The sequence below is a fragment of the Citrobacter sp. wls757 genome, from assembly GCF_005280935.1.
In the GTDB taxonomy this organism is placed as follows: domain Bacteria; phylum Pseudomonadota; class Gammaproteobacteria; order Enterobacterales; family Enterobacteriaceae; genus Citrobacter; species Citrobacter portucalensis.
Genome location: NZ_SZWU01000007.1, coordinates 1 through 8,835, shown reverse-complemented (window position 1 = coordinate 8,835; position 8,835 = coordinate 1). Strand labels below are relative to the sequence as shown.

The following is an 8,835-nucleotide window of genomic DNA, read 5'->3' as shown; positions in this document are numbered from 1 at the left end:
TACTCTTCTTTCGCGCCACGCATTGCACGGCGACGATCGTTTTCAGTCAGGTGACGCTTACGGATACGGATAGAGGTTGGTGTTACTTCTACCAGTTCGTCGTCATCGATGAATTCCAGAGCCTGCTCCAGAGTCATCTTAACCGGCGGAACCAGAACCGTTGCTTCGTCAGTACCAGACGCACGCATGTTGGTCAGTTTCTTACCGGTCAGGCAGTTTACAGTCAGGTCGTTAGAACGGCTGTGAATACCGATGATCTGGCCTTCGTAAACTTCAGCACCGTGACCCAGGAACAGCTTACCGCGGTCCTGCAGGCTGAACAGTGCGAACGCAACTGCTTTACCCTGGCCGTTGGAGATCAGTACGCCGTTCTGACGCTGACCCACATCACCCGCACGAACGTCGTCGTAGTGGCTGAAGGTGGAGTACAGCAGACCGGTACCGGAAGTCATGGTCATGAATTCTGAACGGAAGCCGATCAGACCACGGCTAGGGATCACGTAGTCAAGACGTACGCGGCCTTTGCCATCTGGATTCATGTTTTTCAGGTCGCCTTTACGCTCACCCAGAGCCTGCATCACAGAACCCTGGTGCTGCTCTTCAACGTCCAGCGTTACGTTTTCGAACGGCTCTTGTTTACGGCCGTCGATTTCGCGGAAGATTACTTTCGGACGGGAAACCGCCATTTCGAAACCTTCACGACGCATGTTTTCGATCAGAACAGACAGGTGCAGCTCACCACGACCGGATACACGGAACGCATCCGCATCTTCGGTTTCTTCAACGCGCAGCGCAACGTTGTGCACCAGCTCTTTGTTCAGGCGGTCAAGGATCTGACGAGAGGTAACATATTTACCTTCTTTACCGCAGAACGGAGAGGTGTTTACGCAGAAGAACATGGTAACGGTCGGTTCATCAACGGACAGAGCTGGCAGCGCTTCAACATTCTGCGGGTCGCAGATGGTGTCGGAGATGTTCAGTTCGCCCAGACCGGTGATCGCGATGATATCGCCTGCTTCGGCAATATCACTCTCGATACGTTCCAGACCCAGATGGGTCAGAACTTTACCGACTTTACCGTTACGGGTTTTGCCTTCGCTATCAATGATAGTGATCTGCTGGTTCGGTTTAACTTTACCGCGTTTGATGCGGCCGATACCGATTACGCCAACGTAGTTGTTGTAGTCCAGCTGAGAGATTTGCATCTGCAGCGGGCCATCAAGATCTACGCTCGGAGCCGGTACACGATCAACGATAGTCTGATACAGCGGAGTCATGTCTTCAGCCATGTCTTCGTGATCCAGACCCGCGATACCGTTCAGCGCAGAAGCGTAAACGATCGGGAAGTCCAGCTGCTCGTCGGTAGCGTCGAGGTTAACGAACAGGTCAAATACCTGATCAACAACCCAGTCAGGACGCGCGCCAGGACGGTCAACTTTGTTGATAACAACAATTGGCTTCAGGCCATGGGCAAAGGCTTTTTTGGTCACGAAGCGCGTCTGCGGCATCGGACCGTCCATTGCATCCACCACCAGCAGCACAGAGTCGACCATGGACATTACACGTTCAACTTCACCACCGAAGTCGGCGTGCCCCGGGGTATCAACGATGTTGATACGGTAGTCATTCCATTTGATAGCGGTGTTTTTAGCGAGGATGGTAATCCCACGCTCTTTCTCCAAATCGTTGGAGTCCATCACGCGCTCTTGGGTTTCAGCACGTGCATCGAACGTACCGGATTGTTGGAGCAGCTTGTCTACCAGGGTCGTTTTACCATGGTCTACGTGCGCGATGATGGCGATGTTACGCAAATTTTCGATCACAACTTTGCCTCAGGCATTTTAGAAATAGCGCGTTATTGTACACGGATTAATCGCAGTACAAAACAGGATCACAAACATCCTCCGCAAACAAGTATTGCAGAGTTTCTTTGTGATCACATTCACGGAGCGTTAAAAGGGGTAATCTGACATGCTTTGCACCAATATGGTGCTTAATGTTCACATTAAAGCACTATAATGGTGCAATACAACCTTCATGGTGCAGCCCCTTTGCACGATGGTGCGCATGATAACGCCTTTTAGGGGCAATTTAAAAGTTGGCACAGATTTCGCTTTATATTTTTTATGGCGACACGGCCAATTTTTGCAGAATTGAAGACTTCGTTACCACGACGACAATGACCAATCCGGGAGAGTAAGTATGTCCGCTGAACACGTTTTGACGATGCTGAACGAACACGAAGTGAAGTTTGTTGATTTACGCTTCACTGATACCAAAGGTAAAGAACAGCACGTCACTATTCCTGCTCATCAGGTAAATGCCGAATTCTTTGAAGAAGGCAAAATGTTTGACGGCTCCTCAATCGGTGGCTGGAAAGGCATTAACGAATCAGACATGGTTCTGATGCCAGATGCGTCTACTGCTCTCATCGACCCGTTCTTTGAAGAGTCTACCCTGATCATCCGTTGCGATATCCTGGAACCAGGTACGCTGCAGGGCTACGACCGTGACCCGCGCTCCATCGCTAAACGTGCTGAAGAGTATCTGCGTTCTACCGGCATCGCAGACACCGTTCTGTTCGGGCCAGAGCCAGAATTCTTCCTGTTTGACGACATCCGTTTCGGCGCAACTATTTCCGGTTCCCACGTGGCTATCGATGACATCGAAGGCGCATGGAACTCCTCCACCAAATACGAAGGTGGTAACAAAGGTCACCGTCCAGGCGTGAAAGGCGGTTACTTCCCGGTTCCTCCGGTAGATTCTTCTCAGGATATCCGTTCTACCATGTGTCTGATCATGGAAGAAATGGGCCTGGTTGTTGAAGCGCATCACCACGAAGTGGCGACTGCTGGTCAGAACGAAATCGCGACCCGCTTTAACACCATGACCAAAAAAGCGGACGAAATTCAGATCTACAAATATGTCGTTCACAACGTCGCTCACCGTTTCGGTAAAACCGCAACCTTTATGCCAAAACCAATGTTTGGCGATAACGGTTCCGGCATGCACTGCCACATGTCCCTGTCCAAGAACGGCGTAAACCTGTTCTCCGGTGACAAATATGCAGGTCTGTCTGAGCAGGCGCTGTACTACATCGGTGGCGTAATCAAACACGCTAAAGCGATCAACGCCCTGGCTAACCCGACCACCAACTCCTACAAGCGTCTGGTCCCGGGTTACGAAGCACCGGTAATGCTGGCTTACTCTGCCCGTAACCGTTCTGCGTCTATCCGTATCCCGGTGGTTGCTTCTCCGAAAGCGCGTCGTATCGAAGTGCGTTTCCCGGACCCGGCTGCTAACCCATACCTGTGCTTCGCAGCGCTGCTGATGGCTGGTCTTGACGGTATTAAGAACAAGATCCACCCGGGCGAAGCAATGGACAAAAACCTGTACGACCTGCCGCCGGAAGAAGCGAAAGAGATCCCACAGGTTGCTGGTTCTCTGGAAGAAGCACTGAAAGAACTGGATCTGGACCGCGAGTTCCTGACCGCAGGCGGCGTGTTCACCAATGAAGCGATCGATGCGTACATTGCGCTGCGTCGCGAAGAAGATGACCGCGTGCGCATGACTCCGCACCCGGTAGAGTTTGAGCTGTACTACAGCGTTTAATCGTTTGAGTTGCCGTGGAACTTTTAGCCTGCTCAGGCAGGCTTGAGATCGATGGTGAATGATAGGACGCCTGATGGCGCAAACTTATCAGGCCTGGAGGGTAACATTACCTTGTAGGCCGGATAAGGCAAATCCGCCATCCGGCATCTATGTTTGCCAGTCATCTGTAGCCCATCTCTGGATGGGCTTTTTTCTCCACTAACAACCTGCTTTTTCGCGCTTTTTTGATGTAAAAAGCTATAATGCACTAAATTGGTGCAACACTTTTCAGGAGACTGCTGAATGGCAACCGGCACGCTGCCCGATGCTGGGCAGATCCTAAATTCTTTAATCAACAGCATCTTACTCGTCGACGATGAGCTGGCTGTACATTACGCCAACCCGGCGGCACAGCAGTTGCTCGCCCAAAGCTCCCGCAAACTGTTTGGTACACCGCTTCCCGATCTGTTGAGTTATTTCTCCTTAAACATCGGACTGATGCGAGAGAGCCTGGAAGCAGGCCAGGGCTTTACGGATAACGAAGTGACGCTGGTGATAGACAGCCACTCACATATCCTCTCTGTGACCGCTCAGAGGCTGCCTGATGGCCTTATCTTGCTGGAGATGGCCCCTATGGATAACCAGCGCCGTCTGAGTCAGGAACAGCTCCAGCACGCCCAGCAGATTGCTGCCCGCGATCTGGTGCGTGGTCTGGCACATGAAATTAAAAACCCGCTGGGCGGATTACGCGGTGCGGCGCAACTTCTCAGTAAAGCGCTTCCGGACCCGGCGCTGACCGAATATACCAAAGTCATTATTGAACAGGCGGACCGCCTGCGTAATCTGGTCGACCGTCTGCTGGGGCCACAACAGCCCGGCATGCACATCACGGAAAGTATTCACAAAGTGGCGGAACGCGTGGTGGCGCTGGTCTCGATGGAGCTGCCGGAAAACGTCACGCTAATCCGGGATTACGACCCAAGTCTGCCCGAATTACTGCACGACCCGGACCAGATCGAGCAGGTTTTGCTGAACATCGTACGCAATGCTTTGCAGGCGCTGGGACCGGAAGGCGGCGAGATCATTCTGCGCACCCGCACCGCGTTTCAGCTCACGCTACACGGCATGCGTTACCGTCTGGCGGCACGAATTGATGTAGAGGATAACGGTCCAGGTATCCCCTCGCATTTGCAGGATACGCTGTTCTACCCAATGGTTAGCGGTCGCGAAGGCGGTACCGGCCTTGGATTATCTATCGCCCGTAATTTGATTGATCAACATTCCGGCAAAATTGAATTTACCAGTTGGCCGGGTCATACCGAGTTCTCGGTTTACCTGCCTATCAGGAAATAAGGTGACGTTTATGCAACGAGGAATAGTCTGGGTCGTTGATGACGATAGTTCCATCCGTTGGGTGCTTGAACGTGCGCTCGCAGGGGCAGGGCTAAGCTGTACCACATTTGAAAGTGGTAAAGAGGTACTGGACGCGCTGGCCAGCAAAACGCCGGACGTGCTGTTGTCGGATATCCGCATGCCGGGTATGGACGGCCTGACGCTGTTAAAACAGATTAAACAGCGGCATCCGATGCTGCCGGTCATCATAATGACCGCGCACTCCGATCTGGATGCCGCCGTCAGCGCCTATCAGCAAGGGGCGTTTGATTATCTGCCCAAACCTTTTGATATTGATGAAGCGGTGGCGCTGGTCGAGCGCGCCATCAGTCATTATCAGGAACAGCAGCAGCCGCGCAATGTTCAGATCAATGGCCCCACAACCGACATCATCGGCGAAGCGCCAGCAATGCAGGACGTCTTTCGCATTATTGGTCGCCTGTCCCGGTCTTCAATCAGCGTATTGATTAATGGGGAGTCAGGAACCGGTAAAGAGCTGGTCGCCCATGCGTTGCACCGTCATAGCCCACGCGTCAAAGCGCCGTTTATCGCGCTGAACATGGCGGCAATCCCGAAAGATTTGATCGAATCTGAGCTGTTTGGCCACGAGAAAGGCGCGTTTACCGGGGCGAATACCATTCGTCAGGGGCGCTTTGAACAGGCCGACGGAGGTACGTTGTTCCTCGATGAAATTGGCGATATGCCGCTGGACGTGCAAACGCGTTTATTGCGCGTATTAGCCGACGGACAGTTTTACCGCGTTGGCGGTTACGCGCCCGTAAAGGTAGATGTACGCATTATCGCCGCCACGCACCAGAATCTTGAACTGCGCGTGCAGGAAGGCAAATTCCGTGAGGACTTATTCCATCGCCTGAACGTCATTCGGGTACATCTGCCGCCACTGCGCGAACGTCGGGAAGATATCCCCCGCCTGGCGCGTCATTTCCTGCAGGAGGCCGCCCGCGAACTGGGGGTGGAAGCCAAACAATTACACCCGGAAACCGAGGCTGCGCTCACCCGTCTGGCCTGGCCAGGTAACGTGCGTCAGCTTGAGAATACCTGCCGCTGGTTAACCGTAATGGCCGCCGGGCAGGAAGTACTGATTCAGGACTTACCAACCGAGCTGTTTGAAACCTCTGTGCCAGATGCACCGTCCCATATGCAGCCGGATAGTTGGGCAACGCTATTGGCACAGTGGGCGGATCGGGCATTACGCTCCGGTCATCAAAACTTGCTTTCTGAGGCCCAACCAGAGATGGAGCGCACGCTGTTGACTACCGCGCTACGTCATACCCAGGGGCATAAACAGGAAGCGGCACGCTTGCTCGGTTGGGGTCGTAATACCTTGACGCGTAAGCTAAAAGAACTCGGAATGGAGTGACATATCGTCACTGTGTAAAGATTAATAATTGAGCGCAAATAGCTGCTATTTTGCGCTTTACTGTTCCGATGAGTTAAGTATGATCGTGCCCGACTAACGGGGGGAAGTCATCATGCTGGAATCAATCATTAATCTGCTGTCGAGCGTTGCGGTCGAAAGCCATACGCCACAAACTGCGGTCGCCGCAGTATTGTGCGCAGCGCTGGTTGGGCTGTTCAGCTAGCGGGTTCGCCGGGTGGCGCTTCGCTTACCCGACCTACGTATTGAGATTTTCGTAGGCACGATAAGCGAAGCGCCACCCGGAAAAGCGTTAAATCACCCGCGAGAATTGCTGCATCCGCGCTTTCTGGCGCAGATACGCATCGAAGCACATGCAAATATTACGGATCAGCAGACGGCCCTTCGGCGTGACCTGAATCCCCTTCTCATCGACATCCACCAGCCCATCCTTCGCCAGCGGTGCCAGCAGTTTCAGGTCTTCGGCAAAATAGTCAGCGAAGTTCAGATCCCATTGCTGTTCCACAGCGGCATAGTCGAGGCGGAAGTTGCAGATCAGGAGCTTAATAACATCTCGACGAATGCAGTCGTCACGGGTCAGTGCAATTCCGCGCCACAGCGCGTCCCCCTGCTCGTCTACCTGCTGATAATAGCGCTTCAGCTCTTTCTGGTTCTGCGCGTAGTTGTCACCAATCATACTGATGGCTGACACGCCCATTCCCAGCAGATCGGTATCACCCTGGGTGGTATAACCCTGGAAATTACGATGCAGCACACCCTTGCGTTGAGCAATGGCCAGTTCGTCATCCGGGCGGGCAAAATGATCCATGCCAATGAACTGATAGCCAGTTTCGGTCAGTGAAGAGATGGTTTCCTGCAGGATATCCAGCTTCTGCTGCGCGCTGGGCAGGTCGGCATCTTTAATTTTGCGCTGAGCGGCAAACAGCGTCGGCAGGTGCGCGTAGTTAAAGACACTCAGTCGGTCTGGATTCAGCTCAGCAACGCGTTTCAGGGTGAAGGCGAAACTTTCCGGCGTCTGTTTTGGCAAACCATAAATCAGATCGATATTCGTCGAGGTAAAGCCAATCTCACGCGCATGATTCAGCAGCGCAAAGATGAATTCCTCATCCTGCTCACGGTTCACCAGGCGCTGAACTTCTTTATTGAAGTCCTGCACGCCCATGCTCAGGCGGTTAAAACCTTCAGCGCGTAAATGATCGAGCACATCCAGCTCAATTTCACGCGGATCCACTTCGATCGAAATTTCGGCGTCGTCGTTAAAGTTAAAGTTGCTACGCAGCAGCGACATCAAACGACTGATTTGCGCTTTATTCAGATACGTTGGCGTGCCGCCGCCCCAGTGCAGCTGACTGACATGACGTCCGGCGAACAGCGGTGCGCGATGAATAATTTCTTGTTCTAAGACATCGAGGTATTGATCGGCTTTATGCTGCTGGCGAGTCACGACCTTGTTACAGCCGCAGAAGTAGCACAGCTTGTGGCAGAACGGGATGTGAACGTACAGCGAGAGAGGACGCTCAGGATAACGCGCCACGGCCTTTAGAAATGCCTCAGTGCCGTAGTCTTCAGAAAACTCCAGCGCGGTCGGGTACGAGGTATATCGTGGCCCGGAATAGTTATATTTCTGGATCAGGGCCAGGTCCCAGTCTATTAACTGCTCTGACATGCTCACTCCTTCCGATGGCGTCTCTGGCGGGTACGGCGTACCGACTTAACCCCAGTACGGGTGATAAGTCGGTTGCGCAGCCACTTCTGTCGCCGCGACAACCGCTGTAGTTTAACGAATAACCACACCAGATAACATATAACCGGAAGGGTTATAAGCAGGACGGGAAGACCCACGGTGTAAAACCGTTAGTTGCCGCCTTTCAGCAGGCGCATCATGTCTTCCTGCTTTTCTTCTTCTTCCTCTTCTTCCTCGTCATCGTAAGAAAGACCCAGCTTTTGCATCAGCTCATCGATGCGGTCCAGCTTGGCATCAACCCAGGACTGATCTTCCGCGCTCAGGGTTTCTCCTGCTTCAAGACGCTCCAGCAGCGCATCCAGGCGCTCATCCGTTTCCAGTAAATCCAACTCAGCCTGTGGTGAAAGCATAGGTTTCTCACTCTTCGGTTTGTGCTGTTTGGTGACTTTTTCGGTCACGCCCAATGGAATGGGGGTTTTGCTGCCAATACGAGGATCTTTTTGCTTATTTTGGTTTCCGCCACCAGATGCGCCTTCGCTACCGGACGCACGGCTACCTGCCGCATGACCACGGTGTTTTTTCTGGCGCTTACGGTCGCGAGCTTCCTGGTTAATTTCTTCGCGTGTTTTACGACGCGCTTTTGCAGGACCTTTACCGCGTGGTGTAGAAGTTGGTTTCATCATGATTCGTCTTTGGCTGTTTTTATTCAGTATATAATTGCGCCGGAATCTAGCAGAAATAAAGAAAAAAGGCGACAGAGTAATCTGTC

7 protein-coding genes are annotated in these 8,835 nt (G+C 52.8%); 4 read left to right on the top strand and 3 right to left on the bottom strand.

Annotation, left to right across the window (positions count from 1 at the left end):
* A partial coding sequence (gene typA, locus FDW94_RS01000; RefSeq protein WP_008786988.1) for a ribosome-dependent GTPase TypA occupies positions 1-1,823 on the bottom strand: 1,823 nt, incomplete at its 3' end.
* A 379-nt stretch (positions 1,824-2,202) separates the two neighbouring features.
* On the opposite strand from typA, the gene glnA reads away from it, so the two are divergent.
* From glnA to FDW94_RS00975, 4 genes are all read left to right on the top strand, one after another.
* Positions 2,203-3,612 (top strand): glutamate--ammonia ligase, encoded by a 1,410-nt coding sequence (glnA, locus tag FDW94_RS00995; protein WP_008786987.1) that lies wholly within the window; start codon positions 2,203-2,205, stop codon positions 3,610-3,612.
* Positions 3,613-3,894: 282 nt separating this feature from the next.
* The gene (glnL, locus tag FDW94_RS00985) at positions 3,895-4,944 is read left to right on the top strand and encodes a nitrogen regulation protein NR(II) (RefSeq protein ID WP_008786986.1); all 1,050 of its coding nucleotides are present in this window, start codon (positions 3,895-3,897) and stop codon (positions 4,942-4,944) included.
* A gap of 10 nt (positions 4,945-4,954) precedes the next feature.
* Positions 4,955-6,364 (top strand): nitrogen regulation protein NR(I), encoded by a 1,410-nt coding sequence (gene glnG / locus FDW94_RS00980; protein WP_003825317.1) that lies wholly within the window; start codon positions 4,955-4,957, stop codon positions 6,362-6,364.
* Between the two features lie 112 nt (positions 6,365-6,476).
* A complete protein-coding gene (locus tag FDW94_RS00975; RefSeq protein ID WP_122973889.1) occupies positions 6,477-6,587 on the top strand; it encodes a YshB family small membrane protein in 111 nt (36 codons plus the stop codon).
* An 87-nt stretch (positions 6,588-6,674) separates the two neighbouring features.
* On the opposite strand, the gene hemN is transcribed toward FDW94_RS00975, so the two are convergent.
* Both hemN and yihI read right to left on the bottom strand, forming a co-directional pair.
* Positions 6,675-8,048: an oxygen-independent coproporphyrinogen III oxidase gene (gene hemN, locus FDW94_RS00970; RefSeq protein ID WP_137376986.1), complete on the bottom strand. Its 1,374-nt coding sequence runs from the start codon at positions 8,046-8,048 to the stop codon at positions 6,675-6,677.
* 188 nt (positions 8,049-8,236) lie between these two features.
* The gene (gene yihI, locus FDW94_RS00965) at positions 8,237-8,746 is read right to left on the bottom strand and encodes a Der GTPase-activating protein YihI (protein ID WP_003028627.1); all 510 of its coding nucleotides are present in this window, start codon (positions 8,744-8,746) and stop codon (positions 8,237-8,239) included.
* Positions 8,747-8,835: the final 89 nt, after the last annotated feature.